Source organism: Moorena sp. SIO2C4 (assembly GCF_010672485.1).
Taxonomy (GTDB): Bacteria; Cyanobacteriota; Cyanobacteriia; order Cyanobacteriales; family Coleofasciculaceae; genus Moorena; species Moorena producens.
The window spans coordinates 1-2,387 of sequence record NZ_JAAHGN010001116.1; the positions used below are offsets into that span (position 1 = coordinate 1).

Genomic DNA, 2,387 nt, shown 5'->3' on the forward strand with positions numbered 1-2,387 from the left:
CTTGTGCTCTCTACTATGGTCTCGACACGATTGCGGTTGGGGGTGGGGTGGCTGCCAATAGTGGCTTGAGACAACAGTTACAAGCTGCAGCAACTGAGCATAATTTGCGAGTTATTTTCCCTCCCCTGAAGTTTTGTACCGATAATGCCGCAATGATTGGCTGTGCCGCAACTGACCATTTAAATCAAGGACATACTTCCCCTTTGACTTTGGGAGTGCGATCGCGAATGCCTATCACTAAGGTGATGGAACTTTACTCAGAGGTTGAAGGTTTCAGAGGTTGAAGGTTTCAGAGGTTGAAGGTTTCAGAGGTTGAAGGTTGAAAGTTTCAGAGGTTGAAGGTTTAAGAACCTCTAACCTGTAACCTGCTAACCTGTAACCTGCTAACCTGTAACCTGCTAACCTGCTAACCTGTAACCTGCTAACCTGTAACCTGCTAACTTTTCAAGTTAGTCCAAAAGTACAATCGGGATGACAGGATTTGAACCTGCGACCCCTTCGTCCCGAACGAAGTGCGCTACCAAACTGCGCTACATCCCGATAAAGCCATAATTTAAGATTTCATCTATTTTATCATGCCTTAGGGGCAATCGGCCCCTAGCTTGTTAGGATCAAGATTAAAGTTACGTAACTTAAATTTATATATATATATAGTTGGAGTATAACCAAGAGTGGTAGTTAAACCAGAATGGTTGCGAGTCAAAGCGCCCCAATGGCAGCGTGTCGGCAATATTAAAGAAACCTTAAGAGATTTAGCACTCAATACTGTCTGTGAAGAAGCCTCTTGTCCCAATATCGGAGAGTGCTTCAATGCTGGTACTGCCACCTTTTTAATTATGGGACCAGCCTGCACCCGTGCTTGTCCCTACTGCGATATTGACTTTGAGAAAAAACCCAAAGCTCTTGACTCCACTGAACCCACACGGCTAGCGGAAGCCGTGCAGCGCATGGGTCTAAATCATGTGGTTATTACCTCTGTCAACCGGGATGATTTACCCGATGGTGGAGCTTCCCAGTTTGTACAGTGCATTGAAGCCATTCGCCTGGTCTCACCTGATACCACTATTGAGGTTTTAATCCCAGACTTGTGCGGGAACTGGGATGCCCTCGAAACGATTCTTCAAGCTAAACCCGAAGTCCTCAATCACAATACAGAAACAGTACCCCGACTCTATCGGAAAGTACGCCCTCAAGGGGATTATCAGCGTTCCCTTGAATTACTGTTGCGGACGCGAAACTTGGCTCCATCGGTTTACAGCAAATCTGGTATAATGGTAGGTTTAGGAGAAACTGATGCAGAAGTCCGGCAAGTCATGACGGATTTAAGGCAAGTAGACTGCGACATCTTAACTATTGGTCAGTATCTTCAACCCACTCAAAAACACCTAAAAATTTCTGAATTCATAACCCCTAAACAATTTGATACCTGGAAAGAGTATGGTGAATCCCTCGGTTTCCTGCAAGTTGTTTCATCTCCCCTTACCCGCAGTTCCTATCATGCCGAGCAAGTTCGAGAATTAATGCAGCGCTATCCCCGATGAACGGTTGCATGGTTGCAAGAAAATGGAAAGTAACAACTAACAATCATAATGACCAACATCACTATAATCGGAGCAGGTGTTTGGGGTACAGCCCTCTATAGCCTAGCCTCTAAAAACGGTGATCAGGTTTGTTTGTGGTCCCGTCGGAGTCAGACAAAATTAGCAGATGCTATAAAATCTAGCAGTATTATCTTGTCTGCTGTTTCCATGTCGGGGGTAAATGCTGTAGCGCAACAGCTAAAGTGTTTATCAGTATCTTCTGACGTGATCTTGGTCACAGCGACTAAGGGGTTAGATTTGCAAACCACCCGTACTCCCTCTCAAATCTGGCAAGCTGAATTTCCCAACAATCCTGTAGTGGTGCTATCGGGTCCCAATCTTTCCAAAGAAATTAAACAAGAACTCCCAGCCGCTACAGTAGTAGCTAGCACAGATGTAAAAGCAACTGAGATACTACAACAGGTGTTTTCTTCGCCAAATTTCCGGGTTTACACCAATCGAGACCCCCTCGGTGTAGAACTAGGGGGTACCCTGAAAAATGTGATGGCGATCGCATCTGGAACCTGTGATGGTTTACAACTAGGAACAAATGCCAAAGCAGCTTTGCTAACCCGTGGGCTTACAGAAATGATCCGTATTGGTAAAGATTGGGGTGCTAAGGTAGAAACATTTTACGGTTTGTCGGGACTAGGAGATTTACTCGCAACCTGTAGTAGTCGCCTCAGTCGCAATTATCAAGTTGGTTATAAGCTGGCTGTTGGTCAGAAACTTGCAGATATTCTGGCCAACTTGGAGGGAACAGCAGAAGGGGTCAACACTACAAAGGTTGTGATGGAACGAGCTAAG

Annotated in this window: 2 protein-coding genes, 1 tRNA gene and 1 pseudogene; 3 read left to right on the forward strand and 1 reads right to left on the reverse strand. The window is 45.3% G+C overall.

The window, feature by feature from the left end:
- Window positions 1-284: pseudogene (locus F6K20_RS34420) on the forward strand (tRNA (adenosine(37)-N6)-threonylcarbamoyltransferase complex transferase subunit TsaD); the annotation flags it as partial.
- 182 nt (window positions 285-466) lie between these two features.
- Here the strand turns inward: F6K20_RS34420 and F6K20_RS34425 are convergent.
- Window positions 467-540, reverse strand: a tRNA-Pro gene (locus tag F6K20_RS34425).
- 131 nt (window positions 541-671) lie between these two features.
- Here F6K20_RS34425 and lipA point away from each other — a divergent pair.
- Window positions 672-1,541, forward strand: coding sequence for a lipoyl synthase (gene lipA, locus F6K20_RS34430; RefSeq protein WP_287265884.1), 870 nt, complete (start codon window positions 672-674; stop codon window positions 1,539-1,541).
- Window positions 1,542-1,589: 48 nt separating this feature from the next.
- The coding region (locus F6K20_RS34435; RefSeq protein WP_287297793.1) for an NAD(P)H-dependent glycerol-3-phosphate dehydrogenase at window positions 1,590-2,387 on the forward strand (798 nt) is incomplete at its 3' end.